Source organism: Flexibacter flexilis DSM 6793 (genome assembly GCF_900112255.1).
GTDB lineage: Bacteria > Bacteroidota > Bacteroidia > Cytophagales > Flexibacteraceae > Flexibacter > Flexibacter flexilis.
Genome location: NZ_FOLE01000001.1, coordinates 379,358 through 396,961, shown reverse-complemented (window position 1 = coordinate 396,961; position 17,604 = coordinate 379,358). Strand labels below are relative to the sequence as shown.

At 42.2% G+C, this 17,604-nt stretch carries 16 protein-coding genes; 6 read left to right on the top strand and 10 right to left on the bottom strand.

From position 1 onward, the window contains the following. Window positions 1-55 precede the first annotated feature (55 nt). The gene (hemG, locus tag BM090_RS01670; protein ID WP_091506260.1) at window positions 56-1,372 is read right to left on the bottom strand and encodes a protoporphyrinogen oxidase; all 1,317 of its coding nucleotides are present in this window, start codon (window positions 1,370-1,372) and stop codon (window positions 56-58) included. A gap of 129 nt (window positions 1,373-1,501) precedes the next feature. Between hemG and pyrE the strand changes: the two genes are divergently transcribed. The 4 genes from pyrE (at window position 1,502) to BM090_RS01650 (ending at window position 5,678) form a co-directional block, all read left to right on the top strand. Continuing rightward, a complete protein-coding gene (pyrE, locus tag BM090_RS01665) occupies window positions 1,502-2,137 on the top strand; it encodes an orotate phosphoribosyltransferase (protein ID WP_091506255.1) in 636 nt (211 codons plus the stop codon). A 26-nt stretch (window positions 2,138-2,163) separates the two neighbouring features. Beyond that, window positions 2,164-2,829, top strand: coding sequence for a porin family protein (locus tag BM090_RS01660; RefSeq protein ID WP_221405319.1), 666 nt, complete (start codon window positions 2,164-2,166; stop codon window positions 2,827-2,829). A 123-nt stretch (window positions 2,830-2,952) separates the two neighbouring features. Beyond that, complete coding sequence (gene trxA / locus BM090_RS01655; RefSeq protein WP_091506248.1) at window positions 2,953-3,663, top strand: thioredoxin; 711 nt, start codon at window positions 2,953-2,955, stop codon at window positions 3,661-3,663. Between the two features lie 440 nt (window positions 3,664-4,103). Beyond that, window positions 4,104-5,678: a hypothetical protein gene (locus BM090_RS01650; RefSeq protein WP_091506244.1), complete on the top strand. Its 1,575-nt coding sequence runs from the start codon at window positions 4,104-4,106 to the stop codon at window positions 5,676-5,678. Window positions 5,679-5,752: 74 nt separating this feature from the next. Here the strand turns inward: BM090_RS01650 and BM090_RS01645 are convergent, their stop codons facing one another. From BM090_RS01645 to BM090_RS01610, 8 genes are all read right to left on the bottom strand, one after another. Continuing rightward, window positions 5,753-6,520, bottom strand: coding sequence for a LytR/AlgR family response regulator transcription factor (locus BM090_RS01645; protein ID WP_091506238.1), 768 nt, complete (start codon window positions 6,518-6,520; stop codon window positions 5,753-5,755). Window positions 6,521-6,583: 63 nt separating this feature from the next. Next, window positions 6,584-7,360: an enoyl-CoA hydratase/isomerase family protein gene (locus BM090_RS01640; RefSeq protein ID WP_091506236.1), complete on the bottom strand. Its 777-nt coding sequence runs from the start codon at window positions 7,358-7,360 to the stop codon at window positions 6,584-6,586. Between the two features lie 111 nt (window positions 7,361-7,471). Further along, window positions 7,472-8,749 (bottom strand): histidinol dehydrogenase, encoded by a 1,278-nt coding sequence (gene hisD, locus BM090_RS01635; protein WP_091506233.1) that lies wholly within the window; start codon window positions 8,747-8,749, stop codon window positions 7,472-7,474. Window positions 8,750-8,878: 129 nt separating this feature from the next. After that, a complete protein-coding gene (locus BM090_RS01630; protein WP_091506231.1) occupies window positions 8,879-9,304 on the bottom strand; it encodes a hypothetical protein in 426 nt (141 codons plus the stop codon). Between the two features lie 50 nt (window positions 9,305-9,354). Continuing rightward, window positions 9,355-10,239, bottom strand: coding sequence for a rhomboid family protein (locus BM090_RS01625; RefSeq protein ID WP_091506228.1), 885 nt, complete (start codon window positions 10,237-10,239; stop codon window positions 9,355-9,357). A 35-nt stretch (window positions 10,240-10,274) separates the two neighbouring features. Beyond that, the gene (locus tag BM090_RS01620; RefSeq protein ID WP_245756665.1) at window positions 10,275-11,102 is read right to left on the bottom strand and encodes a rhomboid family intramembrane serine protease; all 828 of its coding nucleotides are present in this window, start codon (window positions 11,100-11,102) and stop codon (window positions 10,275-10,277) included. Between the two features lie 3 nt (window positions 11,103-11,105). Then, window positions 11,106-11,912 carry an SDR family oxidoreductase gene (locus BM090_RS01615; RefSeq protein ID WP_091506224.1) on the bottom strand — a complete coding sequence of 269 codons (807 nt, stop codon included), beginning with the start codon at window positions 11,910-11,912 and terminating at the stop codon, window positions 11,106-11,108. A gap of 29 nt (window positions 11,913-11,941) precedes the next feature. Then, on the bottom strand, window positions 11,942-12,304 hold the full coding sequence (locus BM090_RS01610; protein WP_091506220.1) for a DUF4296 domain-containing protein: 363 nt from the start codon (window positions 12,302-12,304) through the stop codon (window positions 11,942-11,944). 664 nt (window positions 12,305-12,968) lie between these two features. Between BM090_RS01610 and BM090_RS01605 the strand changes: the two genes are divergently transcribed. Continuing rightward, window positions 12,969-14,297: a T9SS type A sorting domain-containing protein gene (locus BM090_RS01605; RefSeq protein ID WP_177199807.1), complete on the top strand. Its 1,329-nt coding sequence runs from the start codon at window positions 12,969-12,971 to the stop codon at window positions 14,295-14,297. Window positions 14,298-14,864: 567 nt separating this feature from the next. Next, the gene (locus BM090_RS01600; RefSeq protein WP_091506213.1) at window positions 14,865-16,184 is read left to right on the top strand and encodes a T9SS type A sorting domain-containing protein; all 1,320 of its coding nucleotides are present in this window, start codon (window positions 14,865-14,867) and stop codon (window positions 16,182-16,184) included. A 135-nt stretch (window positions 16,185-16,319) separates the two neighbouring features. Here BM090_RS01600 and BM090_RS01595 read toward each other — a convergent pair whose 3' ends face one another. Next, complete coding sequence (locus BM090_RS01595) at window positions 16,320-17,597, bottom strand: Glu/Leu/Phe/Val family dehydrogenase (protein ID WP_091506209.1); 1,278 nt, start codon at window positions 17,595-17,597, stop codon at window positions 16,320-16,322. Window positions 17,598-17,604: the final 7 nt, after the last annotated feature.

Genomic DNA, 17,604 nt, shown 5'->3' with positions numbered 1-17,604 from the left:
ACTTTCTGATGAAGTGTTGCGGAGTTTTTTTTGCTGGAGTTAAAACCTATAAGGTTTAGAAACTCGCGGCCAACTCGCGGCCTTTTCGGATACAATCGGCCAGCGCAACGCCTTTGTACCAGTTGGCGGCCAAATACAAATGATTTTTTTCGGCTTCGGTCGCGTATTCGTACACCGCATTCAGATTTTTGTCGTATTGCGGAATGGCTTTTTGCCAACGCGTAATGCGCTGATAAGCTGGTTTTTGTGCACTAATTCTGTACAGCTTGCGCAGCTCGGCATCTACTTTTTCCAAAATCTCTTTGTCCGACAAAAAAGTTTGTTCTCTGGCCAACACGCCGCCTACAAACGAGGTAAACAAAACTTTGTCGGCGGGGCTGCGGCCTTCAAACACCGAACTTGTCCAGATGCTGCCCGCCGTAAACAAACCTTCTTTGGGCGGATGCAAACCTCCAAAACCATTGAGCGAAAAGCCTACTGCATCTTTGGGGTAAGCCGTATGAATCATGGCCATTGGCGGGTAATCGATGGCCAAAAGTGCTTGCGCCAATTGTGGAAATGCATTAGCCAAAAGCGTTGCAGCTACGGGTGCGGGTGTCGTGATAACGAGATTGTCGGTGTATTCTTGGCGCGTGCTTCCGTCTGGTGTACTGATACTTATGTGCCAACGCCCGTCTTTGAGATGCTCAATAGATTGCACGCTGTGTTCCAAATGCACATAATCGAGTTGGGCAAAAAGCGCGTCGGTAAGTGTTTGCATTCCGTTGCGGAAGTTCATGGATTTGCGGCGGCCTGCGCCTGCATTTTTCGCAAAACCTTTGAGCACAGAGCCGTATTTTTCTTCATATTCCAACAAAATGGGAAATGTTTTGTCTGTGAGCAGTTGGCGGCAATCGCCAGCGTACACGCCATTGACAAAAGGTTGTAAGGCATAATCTACGGCCTCGTCTCCGAAGCGACGCGCCACAAATTCGGCCAAAGTTTCGTTGGGGGCGGCTTTGGTTTTGTTGCCGAACTCGCCTAATATTTTGAATTTTGTTTTCCAACTAAAAAAAGAACTGGTAAGCAATGTTTTTGGTGAAGATGGCAACGCTCTATAATCGCCATTTTTGAAAATAAAACGGTCTTTGCTTACGTCGTTGGCTTCAATAGCCTGATTTTCAATATCTAAATCCTTGAATAATTGTTCGGTGGCCGCATCGCACAAAATGGAATTGGGGCCTGTATCCAGCAAAAAACCTTCTTCTCTTACGCTTTTGATATAGCCGCCTGCGCGGTTGGCGGCCTCAAACAACAAATAGGGTTTGCCTGCTTTTTGCAAGTAATAGGCTAGCGAAAGCCCCGAAATACCTGCACCAATAATGATTGTCATATTCAAAAAAGTTTGGGATACGGGGCAAATATAGGCCAAGTTTTTGGGTTTAAGATTGGATAAAAGTCATGTTTTGGAGCGATTTGTTTTATCTTCGCAGCATAATTTAACTCTTAATCACATTTCACCATGAAATCAGTAGCCGAAGAAATTGCCTCCGAGCTTTTGCGCGTGCAAGCCGTCAAACTTAGTCCTTCTCAACCTTTCCGATGGAGTTCGGGCTGGCTTTCACCGATTTATTGCGACAATCGTCTTACGCTTTCGTTTCCTGCATTGCGTAGCCAAATTTGTGATGCGCTGGTAGATGTCGTATGCAAGCAGTTCCCAGATGTGGAAGTAATCGCGGGCGTAGCAACGGCAGGTATCCCGCAGGGCGCACTCATTGCCGACCGTTTGGGTTTGCCGTTTGTGTATGTGCGCAGTTCGGCCAAAGAACATGGCATGAAAAATATGATTGAAGGCAAAGTAGAAGCAGGGCAAAAAGTTGTCGTGATTGAAGATTTGGTTTCGACGGGTGGCAGCTCACTGAAGGCCGCGCAGGCCTTACAAGCCGAAGCGGGTGCGCAAGTGTTGGGCATGGTGGCCGTATTCACGTATCAGTTGCAGGCGGCCAAAGACAATTTTGCAGCAGCTAAATTGCCGTTGTATTGCTTGTCGGATTATGAGGCTTTGATAAAAGTAGCCTCCGATGAAGCCTATATCGCGCCTGATTCGTTGCAAACGCTCAAGGCGTGGCGCGAAAACCCAGCGGAATGGGGCAAGTAGTTTTACAGAAAAATACACGTATCTTCATGATAAATAGTTACTTATATAAAATTAGTCGTGTACTTGTTTTGGCTGCTGCCAGTTTGCTAATGGCTGTGGTAGCTGCGCAAGCACAACATTTTGAAGGAAAAGTAATTGTGGGGCTCAACGCCTCGCAGATAGACGGCGACGGTTTGAGCGGATTTAATAAACCTGGTGCGCAATTGGGGGTGGCGGCGGCTTTTCCGTTCAACGACAAGTTTTCCGTAGAACCACAATTACTTTTTTCGCAAAAAGGTAGCAAATCCTCTAATGATGAGTTGGATAAAGGTTATCCATATATCATATTCAGAACCAGTTATTTAGAACTGCCTGTATTGGTTAATTACCAGATTTCGGATGCCCCCGAATTGCATTTGCAAGGCGGCCTTTCGTTTAACTACTTGCTTTCGGCCAGCGTGGACAACGGCACGAATTTAGGGTTTGTGGATGTGCAAGACAGTTTCCATAAATTGGATTTGTGTGGGCAGTTGGGTTTGGAATACCGCATCGCGAGCCGCTGGGGGTTGCATATTCGCCACAGTTATTCCCTCAAAAACATGAATAAAAATTGGTTGTACATTTTTCCTAGCAATCCAAACGCCAATATTCGTTCTAATGCTTTCAATAATACGCTCTCATTTTCAGTGCGTTATTTGCTAAATCCAAATTAATTGCAAAAAAACATTGCCTTAGATAGTATTTTTGCAACATATTTTATTTTGAATGTGTTAGGATAGCGTGGAGGCAAATGCTATCCTAATTTTTTGTATTAACTAAAACTAAAAACTAATTGTATGAAATTAAAGTATTTGTTGTTGATGTTGGGTTTTATGTGGGCGTGTCAAAGTGCCAGCAATGGGCAAGCGGTTTCGGCAGACGATTTTGACAAAAAAATAAAAGCAGCAGGCAAAGCACAAGTGCTTGACGTTCGTTCTACGGAAGAGTTTACGGGCGGGCATTTGGCCAATGCCACGAATATAGATTGGAACGGCGATGATTTTGAAAAGCAAGTAAAAGCGCAGGTAAAAACCAATGAACCCGTATTTGTATATTGCTTGTCTGGTGGACGCAGTGCACGCGCAGCCAGCAAGTTACGCGAGATGGGCTACAAAGAAGTATATGACATGCAGGGCGGTATGATGGCGTGGCGTGCTGCTAACAAAAACGTAGTATCGGGCAAAGCTGCCGCACCGTCGGGGATTACGTTGGAGCAATTCAATCACAAAATCAAAAACTCGTCTAAAATGGTGTTAGTGGATTTCAATGCTGTATGGTGTGGTCCGTGCAAAAAAATGGCTCCATTCTTAGAAGAAATCAGCAAAGAAAAAGCTGATAAGGTAGAACTTTGGAAAATAGATGCCGACCAAAACGCCGATTTGGCCAAAAGTTTGGGTATTGAGGCGTTGCCGACGCTATTACTTTACCAAAACAATTCCATAATCTGGAAAAATATCGGATTTGTGGAAAAAGCTACCATCGAGAAAGCGATAGCCAGCGGCAAATAAGTTTTTTTTGATGCTGAAAAAATTGGCATTTTGTTACACGTAGTTTCTTCTGAGTAAAGATTTGCGCATAACAATAATAAAATATAGTGAATTTTAGAATAAAAGGGTTGTTATTGTGATAACAATCCTTTTGTCTTTTAAAAAGAGTTGTACATTTGCGCCCCGTTGCAATACCGTGTTACATCTGCCCCTACAAATGACAGTTATAACACCGAACACTTTTAGATAAATATTGAGTTTTACTCATTTCCTTTCCCCTCAGGCCAACCCGCCAAGGGGCTGTTATCTTGCTGTTATTCCTCAAAATGTCAATGTCCCCATTTTCTTAGCAAGGTTTTTGCAACTTAACTACTATCGATGTTTCAAATATATCGTCATATCAAACATTCAAACACAAATATACTATCATGAGAACTCTAATAATCACTCTCCTTTTTTGTTTGCAAATATCTTTTGTTGGTTTGTCGCAAACACGCCCCAATGCTACTGTAAGTTATGGTGTTTCTGGCGTGCCTACTTGTGTGGGTTGCAGCATGGTTACTCCGAATTATGCTTGGGACAGCAAAGCAATAAATGTCTGTACTTTTAATGTAAGTCCTTCTTATATAGGTGGCTACGGCGAAGCGGTTTATTCTTTTGCCAAAGATGTTCCTTTCGGAAATGAAATAACCTTAATCCTTAGCTTTGAGAATAGCAAATTCCTTACCGACCAAATCGAAGAGGATATATTTAAATATTTGATGGTGGAATTACAAGATGCCACAGGCAAAGTAATAAAGACCTACGACCGTAACAGTACGATTGCCGCCGAGCTACTCAATGAAGGAGAAAGCAAATTTGCGTTGCACTTGATGAACTCGTACAGCAATGTGCGCCGCATCAAAGTAAGAGGAGGTTCGTTATACGCATATTTGGGACAAGATATTCGCCTTTACGATATTAGTCATGCTGCCACTTACCGTAATTATACAACCAGTGTTGTAACCGACCGTGTAGGCATAGGTGGGCAGGCTCCTTGCGTAGAATGTGCGGTTCAAAATCCAGAAGCTATTTTGTTAGGATCAGACCCCAATACATCCTTTGCTAAGTTCCGCTTGGCGGCAGACTCATTGGCTACGGGTACTTTTGCTTATGCGGCTTATGACTGGCAAGCCACTTACGACGGAATGGGTTACGACTTATATTTTGAACTAAAAGAAAATAATACTATCCAAGCCAATACAAAAAATATAGTAGAAAATCAGCTACAAATAGTGCTTACTTATACAGATACCAGTTCGGAAGTTGTATATATTGGGCATGGAAGTATGAGTGTCGAACCGCTATATAATGGCTCCGAACGTATGTTGGTGCGTGTAAATGCGGCTGATGATAAAATGATAGATAAAGTAGAAATACAAGTATTGCCTTCGGTTACCGAAGAAACAGAATTGTTATTATTCAATATTTATGCAGGAAGTTCGGTTACTACATTGCCCGTTACGCTTGCTCACTTTGAAGCGGCAAGGGTTGATGCGCAAGCCATTGATTTGGATTGGATTACCCAAACAGAGCTTAATAGCAAGGGTTTTGAATTGCAAAAAAGCACAGACGGTCAGCAGTTCAGAACCATAGCTAACATATCGGGCAAAGGCACGGCCAGTACAGGCGCAGAATACAGCTACACCGACCACAACGCAGGTCATACGCATTTGTATTATCGACTCAAACAAGTAGATGACAATGGAGAATTTACTTACTCGCCTGTTAAGTTTGTGGCGGCAGCCTCCAACGACATCAATGTTAGTAATGTAATTTTTGAAACAGATTTGTTTGTAACTATAGACCACGACACCGAAGCAGACGGAATGATTTTGCTCCTAGACGCACAAAGCCACCCTATTTATCAACAATCTATTCTGGCTCACGAACATAGAGCAAGAGTAGTGCCTCCAAGCGGCTTACCCACAGGTAATTACATTTTAGAAATTGTATTGCCCGACGAAATGGTAAGCAGACGAGTAGTAAAGCAGTAAAATTTTATGTTAATAGCTCTCAGATTAGTATAACAAAAGCCGCAGTTTCTTTTGGACTGCGGCCTTTGTCATGCTTATTGGTCTAACCAATTTTTGAAAATGGTGGCGCGTTCGCGGCTCACTACTACTTCTTTGTCGGGTGGCGTAGGCGGCTGCAAAATCAGCTTCAATTTGCCATTGAAATAATTGTGAATGCTCTGAATGGCAGATATTTGTCCCAAAAACTGCCTATTTATTCTAAAAAAACGCGCGGGGTCGAGCATGTCTTCCAACTCATCCAACGAAAAATCTATCGGATATTTTTTGTTGTCGGTCGTGATGGCCATCACCAACTTTTCGTCCGTCGTGAAATAGGCGATTTGTTCGGTAACCAACGACACATATTTTTCGCCCAAGCGCACCAAAAAACGTGATTTGTAGGTTTTGTTTTGGGGTTTCATCGCCTCCACAATCGCCTGAATGTCAGGTGTTATGGCTAAATTACTTTGATGCAAACCTTCCCATTTGTGCAAGGCGCGTTGCAGGTCTTCGGGGCGAATGGGTTTGAGCAAATAATCTATGCTATTGACGGCAAAGGCACGTAGCGCGAAAGCGTCGTAAGCGGTCGTAAACACCACAGGTACAGATACTTGTGTTTGGTTGAAAATCTCAAAACTTTGCCCATCAGCCAACTCAATGTCCATAAACGCCAAATCGACTTGCGTATTACTACGAAACAGTTCGATCGCCGTTTCTATGCTATCGGCCACGCCAATTATTTGGCAGTCGGGTTTTATTTCCAACAACATTTTCTGTAAACGTCTTTGGGCTGGTGCTTCGTCTTCGATGATAAATACACGCATTTTTCTTTTTTTAGAATAAAAATAGGAGAGAATACAAAGCTATTGTTTTTGGGCAAAATCAGACTACCAAACCAAATTTTCTTTGTTCAAAAATGCCGAAATGCCGCGCTGACAATCTGCCGAGCCGCGAGCGTGTGCATTTTGGGTAGCCGCAAAATCAAGGCCTTTTTCCAAAGAATCCAAATTCTGAACGGCAGCTATCATTTGTTTAGTATGCGCCATGGCTTGCGCCGAGTTGCCTACACAAAGTTTTTGGACGTAGTTTTCTACGGCTTCGTTTAGCTCATTTTCGTTTACTACAAAATTGATAAGTCCATAATTATAAGCCTGTTGTGCGTTGAGTAGTTCGCCCGAAAGCAACATTTCTTTGGCGCGACCTTCCCCGATTTTGCGCAACAAAAATACCATTACGATGGCGGGAATAAACCCGATTTTAACTTCCGTGTAGCCCATTTTTACGCCTTCCGCCGCAAAAACAATATCGCAGACCGTCGCCAAGCCACAACCTCCCGCCAACGCATGGCCATTGAGGGCGGCCACCACGACTTTAGGACAGGCATAAATTTGCTCAAAAAGCGATTTGAGATGCTGCGAATCTGCTATATTTTCCTCGAAAGTATTGCACTGAAGTTGTTGCAACGATTCCAAATCTGCCCCCGCACAAAATATTTTGCCTTCCCCCCGCAACACAATTACTTTGGCTTGCTCGTCGGTTTGGGCTTGCGCAAAGGCGTTTTTGAGTGCCGTAACCATCTGTCCATTAAGTGCATTTCGTTTTTCGGGGCGGTTGAGCGTGATGTAAGCCACGCGTTTTTTTACTTCGTATCGTACTAATTCCATTATTTTTGGTTTGTGTTTGGTGAATAGAAAATTACGCAAAGGAAATAGGTTTTGCCTAAAACAAAAAAGCCCGTGTTACCACGAGCTTTATAACAAATATTTCTTTTTTGTTTATTCTTCCAAACGGACATATACGGCAGCGGCATGTGCCCGTAATTGCTCGGCTTCGGCCATAGTACTAATGGTTAATCCTATGTTTTTGAGCCCTTGTTTGCTGATATGTTGGAATGTTATTTTTCTGACAAAACTGTCCAACGATACGCCGCTGTACGCTTTGGCATAGCCGTTGGTTGGGAGGGTGTGATTCGTGCCAGAGGCATAGTCACCCGCTGATTCGGGTGTGTAATGCCCTAAAAATACTGATCCCGCATTAATTACTTTTTCGCCTAACGCGTCAGGATCTTCTACCGCCAAAATCAAATGCTCTGGTGCATAAACATTGCTCATGGCCATTGCGGTTTCCGTGTCGGGTAGCACTATAATTTTGCTGTTTTCTAATGCTTTCTCTGCAATGCTTTTGCGCGGTAAAGTCTCCAATTGGCGTGCTATTTCGGCGTTTACGGCATTGGCCAAAGGTGCGTGTGTGGTTAGTAAAATTACTTGGCTATCAGTGCCGTGTTCGGCCTGAGAGAGCAAATCGGCGGCAACAAATTTGGCGTTGGCCGTGTGGTCGGCAATAATCAACACTTCTGAAGGGCCGGCAGGCATGTCGATGGCTGTGCCCGTTTGCGAAACTAGTTGTTTGGCGGCTGTTACGTATTGGTTGCCTGGGCCAAAAATTTTATGAACTTTTGGAATTGTAGCTGTGCCATAGGCCATTGCAGCAATGGCTTGTGCTCCTCCGATTTTGTATATTTTCTGAATACCGACCAGATGCGCCGTGAATAAAATGGCTGGATTTACTTTGCCGTATTGGTCGGCGGGTGTGCAGAGTATTATTTCTTGGCAGCCTGCAATTTGTGCGGGCACACCCAACATGAGCACCGTGGAAAAGAGGGGAGCAGTACCGCCTGGAATGTATAATCCCACTTTTTCTATGCCTACGGATTTGCGCCAGCAAATCACATCGGGCATGGTTTCGATTTGTTTTTCTGCGTCGTATTGAGCTGTATGAAAAAGCTCAATGTTACGTTTGGCTTGAGCAATGGCTTGCTGAAGTGTTTCGGGTACAAGTCTTTGAGCCTCGGCCATTTCTTCTTCGCTTACCTGAAAAGCGTTGAGAGTTACTTTGTCGAAAAGTTGAGTGTAATGCCTGATGGCCTCGTCGCCACGCTTGGCGACTTCTTGCAAAATGGGCATGACGCGTTGCTGAATCTCGGCATTATCAAAAATGGGTCGTTTCAGCAGGGTAGGCCACTGCAAGGGTTGTGGGTTGGTAATAAGTTCCATTATGAAGTTTACTAAAAATATTTTCTTGCGCCCAAACCACAAACATATCAAGCCAATATGTTTGGTGGTAGGGAAAGAAAATGGGGTGATGTAATCTGTGTCCAAAAGTACGACAAAAAGCTCGTATTTTTAGGGATTATTGTCAATATAAAGTGTACCATTGACCAAAGCCGTAGCGTATTGGCGCGGCACGCCGCGAGCTGGACCACCCAAATAGTAGCCGTTCCAATCGAATTGGGATTTGCAGCAAGTATCAATCATAAATACTTTGGAATCGTCGGCGCGGAGCAGTTCGCACGTTGCGGTGGGGTTGTTGGGGCAGGCACGGTCGAAAGCCTTGTAAGTGGAGGCGTTTTCTCTATAAATCATCAGGCCGCGCACACCACCCGAAAGATAAATAACACCGCCATCAAAACGCAACGGTAATGCTTCTTGATTGGCCAGAATTACTGTTTCTCGCACATAAACATCTGGAATATTGGAACTTGTCAAGTCTGACGAGCAACCAACCGCCACTAGTAGCAGCCACCACAGCCCCGAAATAGATTTTTTCATTATACAATAGTTTATTGAGTAATTAGCTCCATAACGTGCGAAAAGGTGGGCTATTTTTGACTGGCACTGAAAAGTTTTTGCTTTTCTTCTTTGCTCAAACTCTCGTATCCCGAACGATTTATTTTATCCAAAATATCGTCAATTTCTTCTTGCGTTACGTGTGAGCCGCCTCCGCCAACGCCGTTTCTTTTGATAGAATGCGTAACCTTGAGTTTTGATTTTGGGCGAGAAAGTTTTTCAAATTTTTCTAAAACAAAACTTACAGGCTTGCCCAAATCGTTGCCTCTTTGAAGTTGACGAATAAAAATAAAACCCAATATTGCACCGCCCAAGTGTGCCAAATTGCCGCCTGCATTGCCGCCCGTAATATTGACTACCGAAATAAACAAATACACCGCTACAATATAAACAATGCGTACAGGCCCAATCAGAATTACATGAAATTGGTAGTTGGGTAAAAGCGTAGCCGCAGCCACGGCCACGGCATAAATAGCACCCGACGCGCCCAAAAGCTCCGTTCGAGCCGACAAAACCTTGAACTGAGGAATAAGATTGTAGGCTAAAATATAGGCGATTCCACCCAAAATTCCGCCCAGTACATAAATACTAATCAGACGGCGCGAACCCAAATATTCTTCCACCAAAGCCCCAAACCAATAGAAAAACAACAAATTGAAGATGATATGGAAAAAGCCTTCATGAAAAAACATATTCGTGAGCAAACTCCAAGGGCGGAAAATTAGCTGCGAAATATCAGCAGGTAAACACATTTGCGAAGCCACTATCGCATACCATTCGGGATGCTTTATCAGCCAAAAAACTACATATAAAATCTTAAAAACCACAAAAACAATGATGTTGATGAGGATGAGTTTCATCAGACCATTGTCGCGGCGGCTGAAAGCATTTTTTATATCTTCAAAAATAGTAGTCATATGAAAATTATTCTAAACAAAAGAAAATCAGCTTTTTACCAGAATTTAGTGCGCTGTTTGTTCCAAAAACTAATAATAATCCAAGCAAATAACATTCCGCCTAAGTGCGCAAAGTGCGCTACATTGTCCGAGCTGTCGCGGCGCATAATCATAAATACAGCAAAAGCCGCCGAAAGTAAAACGAAGTATTTGGCTTTGATGGGAATAGGTAAAAACAAAAGCATGAGTTCGGTGTTTGGGAAAAGAAGCCCCAGTGCCGTCATGAGCCCAAAGATAGCACCCGAAGCCCCAACACTCACACGATTGGCAATCATATTATCAAATTTTCGCACAAAATTGGTGGTTTCGCGGATATATGTCTGATTGTGTGGGTCTTTCTCGAAGCTGGCAATGAATTGTTCTTGATTAAAAATGCCGTCAGGATAATGTTTGCCCAAAAATTGTACATAATTGTCGGGCGTAGGGTCTTGCAAAAAAATACGTCCGTCGGCAAGCACCGCACTCAGTTCGTAACTATTGGCGGCGGCATCTACCAACCCCGCACCAATTCCCGTAAAAATGAAGAAGAACAAAAAACGTTGTTGCCCCCACACTGTCTCCAGCAATGGCCCCAAGAAAATCAAGCCCATCATATTAAAAATCAGGTGTTGCCAGCCCCCGTGCATAAACATATAAGTAAATATCTGGTACGGGCTGAAAAACGGCGAAATAAACGCACGCAAACCAAACCATTCCGAAAACAATTCAACACGGTTCAGTAATGCGGCTGCCAGAAAAACAGCCACGTTCATAATTAGCAAATTGCGCACAATAGGCGTAATGTTAAGGCCTCCCACAGCGATTTTTATTTTTAGATGAGACAAATATTATTTGATTGGTGAGTCTTTTTCTTTGGCAAAATGATTGAAAACCAATTTGTCCATCAAAGACGGCAACCATTTGTTCAAGAAAACCGTGAGTTTGCCCTGACGCGTCAGGACAAGGTCGCGTTTGCGCCCCATCACAGCATTATAAATATGGAATGCCACTTCTTCGGCACTCATGATATTGCCTTCGTCTAGCGGCGACTCGCCTTGCGTGCTGCCGTCTTTGGTCAAAGCCACATTACGAATATTAGAAGCCGTAAAGCCTGGGCAAGCCACTAGCACATGAACGTCTTTTTTGAGTAATTCGGTTCGCAACGACTCCAAAAATGCTTGCATAGCGGCTTTGGAAGCTGAGTAGCCCGTGCGCGCTGGCAAGCCTCTGTAGCCTGCAATCGAAGAAATTCCGACAATCGAACCTTTGTTGGCGATGATGTACGGCAAACAGGTTTTTGTAGCATAAACCGTCCCAAAAAAGTTGATTTGCATTACTTTTTCGATAACGCTTACATCTAAATCCGAAAACAGCGCACGCATCGAAATGCCCGCGTTATTGATGAGTACATCGATGCGCCCAAAAGCGGCAAGCGTTTCGGCAGCTACTTTGGCATTGTCGGCGTGTACACTTACATCCGCGACTACGCCTTTCACGGTGATGCCTTTACTTTTTAGTTCTGTTACGGCTTCATTCAGCGCATCGGCACGGCGGCCTGTAATGACCACTTTGGCACCAGCTTTCCCAAACACAAGGGCGCAGGCCTTGCCGATACCCGACGAACCTCCCGTAATGATGACTACTTTATCTTTCATTGAAAAACTAATAATATCGTATAAAATGCTTATTCCCAGCGGTTTGTACTTTCGCGAAGACCCAAACTGTCGATTACCTGCGCATAAATTTTGTCAAATTCGGCGGGGTGCTGGCTATAAAATCGAAAGCTACGCTTATAAGTGGCTGTATCTATTTGTTGTTGGGCTAGTACTTCTTTTTGATAATGCAAATAAAGCGCGTCGGCGGTATCTGCCCCGATACGCGATTGCATTGCTTTGGCTTCGGCCAAATGCAAACGGATCTGCACACTCACCATTTTGGCAGGCGGAAGCACGTCGGCAGGCACATCAAGTACATTCGTTTTTTTCTGGCACGCACTTAGATAGGTTAAAGCGTATAGGCTTATAATAATGTGGATTGTTTTTTTCATACAAACGATAGTGTCGTTTAGCGCGTAAGCAGCCTCTTATTTTAAAGGCGCAAAATTAACCAAAATTTTGAAAAGTAGTGGTACTTCCTGCAAATGTACAAATAGCGGTCATGTTCTGTGTAATATAGATAAAGTACAAAATTAGGTTGTTTATTTAGAGAGAATGTTTATCTGTTTTTATTTTAAATAAATATATCCAAAGACATAAATAAGTTGTCAATAAATCAAATATTTCATGAATGTTATATTTTGTTTGTTTTATATAAAACAATGCGCATTTGTGCTATTGTATTTTATTGTACATATATTGAATAAAATTATAATTTTGTCTCGTAATATTTGATTAACAGGCAATTAACAACATATCAACATCGTTTTTAATGGTGTATAATGTGTTAAAATATTACATGCGTAACATTAAAAAAAACGCTCATATAAATCATTGAAAACTGTTTTTATTCGTAAAATTTTAAGTTGTTTTTAAGCGTATTTCGGCCAATTGTATAAAATACACGACAGTTAAAATATACATATTTATTGAAAGATTGATTTTCTTACAATCTTGTTTTTATACAGATTTCGGGGGTAAAATAATACTGCATACTTTTACACCATGTTTAACTCACCAGTTCCACGTTTCACCCCAATTCACCCAATTGCTGCTATGAAAAAATTACTACTACTTTTATTTGTATTTGTTTCTTCATTTATTTCTACTTACGCACAAGACTATAATTCAAAGGCTGATGGCAATTGGAGTAGTACTGCAACTTGGAATCGGGTTTCTGGTTGGGGAGCCGCAGTTCCTGCATCTGGGCATGGCTCGGGAACCATTAATGTGAATCACAACATTACTTATACAGGTAATTATGAAGAGGGTGCTACTTTAAATGTTGCTGCAGGAAAAACACTGACTATCAATGGAAATTTAACTTCGTCTGGTGGTGCAAAAATATATGTGTATGGCAATCTGGTGGTTACTGGCGATTTGACATTATCCGCAGATTTGTATGTGATGCCAGGCGGCAGTGTTACTGTTAACGGAAATGCAACAGTTAATAATGCCAACAACCTTATTGTAGGGACTAACGCTACACCGCCTCCTTATGCTGATTTTGTGTTGAAAGGAAATCTATACTTAAATAATAGTGGTGATGTTCAGTTTAAACAAAATGCGCGTGCAGGAATATTTGGAAATGTAATTTCACCTGCTTCTAGTGGCGGTACTATTTTTAAGGTAGATGATGGTGCACAAGTTTATGTGCATAAGGATATGACCTTTGCAGGAGGTGGCAGTCAAATTACGAATAGTAATAATACAAATCCTTTCGGCTTATATGTAAATGGTACAATAAATAATATTGGTGGTGGAGCTTCTACGACGGCTAATGTAGCCGACAAGGATTACATGGATACTCATAATTCTACATTTGCTAATTGGCTCAACTCTATTCCTAACTCGCCTTTGCCTGTTACTTTAGCTAGCTTTACGGCTAAAAATTCAGAACGCAATACGGTAGTTGTTTCTTGGAAAACGCTTTCTGAAGTCAATAATAAATCGTTTGTATTGTATCGTAGCGAAGATGCGAAAACATGGACTGTTGTTACAGAAATAGCAGGCGCGGGCAATTCTAAAAAAGCGGTAAATTATAGCTATACAGACGCGCAAGCGCAAGTGGTAAACTACTACAAATTAGCACAAATCGACTTTGATGGCACGCTGACCTATTCTCCAGTAATCGTGGCGAATGCTGCACGTCCAAGTGTTTCGGTTTTCCCAAGCATGGCAACGACAGAACTGACTATCCAGACTTCAGAGGCAGCGATCCAATCAGTAATGATATACGACCTGAACGGCAAGCTTGTGTACGAGCAAGCCAATACAGAAGCGTCCAGCCAAGTACGTGTAGGAGTTCAAAATCTGCCTAAAGGCATATATATAATACAATTCCCTGCAACGGAAATAGCGGCACAACGCTTTATCAAACAATAAGTACTAGATTTTTCTAATTTGATGTTTTTCTTTTATTTATAGAAAGGAAAAAGAAAAAACAATACAAAAACAACCAATAATTTGATATATTTATTTGTCAAATTATTGGTTGTTTTTTTTCGGCTAAACTATCTAAATGTAGTTTATTTATGTTGATATTTTTTTAATATTATAATTGCGTTTGTTTTCGATTGGTTGCATTTTTAATGCAGATATTTTGTTTTATATTTTCTGTATTATATATATAGTTAACTGATTATCAATAGTTTGTTTTGTAGATGCATAAAGAAGGGGATCTGTTGTATTTAAGCTAAACTTACACCAGTAATTTAAATTTATCTACTATTTAATGGGTCTTAATTATAAACTTTTGTTTATAAAAATACTGCTTTTTTGGAGTATTTTGCGAATAAGCAAAATGATTATTGTTCGATTATTTGTAATAAATAAATTATTCTTTTTTTTCTTACAACATTCTTTTTAAGTAAATTTCTTTTTAGGAATATTCTTAGGTATATTTGGCAAAAGTTAAAACATAAATTTAAAACATTATAAACTTTTGCAGCTATGAAAAAAGTCCTACAACTCTTACTCGCAGTGATATTTGCCACTATGTCTGTTGCACAAGCGCAGAGTTATTCGTCGGTGGCTGATGGCAACTGGGCAACTACGGCTACATGGGGTACAACAGCTCCTGCCAGTGGTCATAATTATGGGGCAATTAACATTAATAACAACATCACGTACACAGGAAACTATACGGAGCAAGGTTCTGGTAGTCTTAATGTGAATGCAGGAAAAGTACTTACCATCAACGGAAGCTTTTCTGTAACGCAAGGAGCCACAGTGTATGTGTATGGCAACTTGGTGGTGAATGGAGATGTTACCCTCTCGTCTAATCTAGTAATTATGCCAGGGGGAAGCCTAACCGTAAATGGCAATATTACGGTCAATAACTCAAACAACTTGGTCGTGGGAACGAATACAGCTGCACCGCCTTATGCAGACCTTATCGTAAACGGTAATATGACTTTGGCTGGTAGTGGAGATGTTTCTTTCAATCAAAATGCACGTGCTGCTATTTTTGGTAGTGTTAATTCTCCGTCTTCGAGTGGTGGTACTATTTTTAATGTGAATAATGGAGCTCAAGTGTATGTACATAGTAATATTAATTTTGCTGGTGGTGGTTCATCTATCCAAAATAATAATACAACAAGTCCGTACGGTTTGTATGTAAACGGAACGGTAACTAATTCAGGTGGTGGTGCTGGCACAACTACCAATCTTGAGGACAAAGATTATATGCAAACTCACAATCCTACATTTTCGGATTGGTTGAGCAATATTGCAAACTCGCCTTTGCCTGTTACTTTAGCTAGCTTTACGGCTAAAACTTCAGAACGCAATACGGTAGTTGTTTCTTGGAAAACGCTTTCTGAAATCAATAATCATTCATTCCAGCTTTTCCGTAGCGAAGATGCGAAAACATGGACTGTTGTTACAGAAATAGCAGGCGCGGGCAATTCTAAAAAAGCGGTAAATTATAGCTATACAGACGCGCAAGCGCAAGCGGTAAACTACTACAAATTAGCACAAATCGACTTTGATGGCACGCGGACCTATTCACCAGTAATCGTGGCGAATGCTGCACGTCCAAGCGTTTCGGTTTTCCCAAGTACGGCACTAAACGAACTTAATATTCAAACATCTGAGGCCGCTATTCAATCGGTAATGATCTATGACCTTAGCGGCAAACTAATGTTCGAACAAACAAATGCAGAAGCTACAAGCCAAGTACGTGTAGGAGTTCAAAATCTGCCTAAAGGCATATATGTAATACAATTCCCTGCAACGGAAATAGCGGCACAACGCTTTATCAAACAATAAGTAGTTTAATCAATAAATATTCTTTTAAATAAATGGCTTTGTTCTTCGGAATAAAGCCATTTATGCTGTTGCAGGCACAAAAAAACTCCGCAACGCTTTTGGTGTTACGGAGTTTTTTTTGATAAAAAACAAATCTTAGAAGCGTCCGCGCAATTGGTATGTTTGCGCTACTTTATCGATAGATACGATATACGCACCGATACGCATAGATTGATTATGTTTTTCGGCGGTAGTATAAACTTTTTCGAAAGCATCTTTCATGATACGGTCGCAACGGCGGTTTACGCGGTCAAGCCCCCATTTGTAGCCCAAACGGTTTTGTACCCATTCAAAATACGATACCGTTACACCGCCAGCGTTCGCCAAAATATCAGGCACAGCCATGATACCTTTGTCGCGCAAGATGGCATCGGCTTTCGCTGAAGTTGGGCCGTTTGCACCTTCTACGATAAGTTTGGCGCGAATACGTGGCGCATTTTCCACTGTAATTACGTCTTCTTTCGCTGCTGGTACCAACACATCAACTTCAAGTGTAAGCAAATCTTCGTTAGAGATTTTCTCTGCATCTTTGAAGCCTTCCAACGTGCCTTTGTTAAGGTCGCGGTAAGCCAAAGCCGCCGTGATGTCAATACCGTTTTCGTTGTAGTAAGCTCCCGAAATATCGCTGATAGCCACTACTTTTACGCCTCTTTCGTGTAATAATTTCGCCGAAATAGAACCAACGTTACCAAAGCCTTGTACGGCGCAAGTAGCTCCGTAAGGATTGATTTTCATTTTTTCCATTGCCGCAAAAGCCGAAACCATTACGCCGCGTCCTGTGGCTTCCACACGACCCAAAGAGCCACCCAAAACCAACGGTTTACCTGTTACTACCGCATTGATGGTCGTGCCGTGCGCTTTCGAGAACTCATCCATCAACCACGCCATTTCGCGAGGACCTGTACCCATATCTGGGGCAGGAATATCTTTATCTGGGCCAAAAATATCAAGCATGGCCGTTGTGTAAGCACGCATCAAACGCTCGATTTCGCCAGCGGACATAGCACGTGGGTTGCAAGTTACGCCACCTTTAGCACCACCGTAAGGAATATCTACTACGGCACACTTCCAAGTCATCCAAGCGGCAAGGGCTTTTACTTCGTTGATGTTTACGTCCATGTCGAAGCGGATACCGCCTTTGGCTGGGCCTAAAATGTTGGAGTGAATTACGCGATAGCCTTCAAATACTTTTACCGCTCCGTCGTCCATAGTGATTGGCAACGAAACGATTACTTGTTTCATTGGGGTTTTTAGTACGTTATAAGTCGCATCGTCTAAGCCTAAGATTTGGGCAGCCAAATCGAAGCGGGACATCATAGACTCAAACGGATTTTCCTTGTCCTTTATCGGAGCAGGTTCTATATAACTAGCCATATTAAAA